The sequence below is a fragment of the Pseudomonas sp. HMSC063H08 genome, from assembly GCF_001813645.1.
GTDB classification, from domain to species: domain Bacteria; phylum Pseudomonadota; class Gammaproteobacteria; order Pseudomonadales; family Pseudomonadaceae; genus Pseudomonas; species Pseudomonas aeruginosa.
In genome coordinates this window covers 73153-73448 of the sequence record NZ_KV813581.1, presented here as the reverse complement: position 1 = coordinate 73448, position 296 = coordinate 73153, and the positions used below count along the sequence as shown (strand labels likewise).

Genomic DNA, 296 nt, shown 5'->3' with positions numbered 1-296 from the left:
AACCGCACCGTGGCCCTGCGCGTGCCCACCGGCAGCCCGGACGCGGTACGCCTGGAACACCGCGTGGCCGGCGCCGACGCCAACCCCTACCTGCTACTGGCAGCGGTGCTGGCAGGCGTTCATCACGGGCTGACCAACAAGGTCGAGCCGGGCGCGCCGATCGAAGGCAACTCCTACGAGCAGATGGAGCCGAGCCTGCCGAACAACCTGCGCGACGCCCTGCGCGAGCTGGACGAAAGCGAGATCATGGCGAAGTACATCGACCCGAAGTACATCGACATCTTCGTCGCCTGCAA

1 pseudogene is annotated in these 296 nt (G+C 66.9%); it reads left to right on the top strand.

Annotated elements, in window-relative coordinates:
* Nucleotides 1-296, top strand: a pseudogene (locus tag HMPREF2924_RS37100) (glutamine synthetase); the annotation flags it as partial.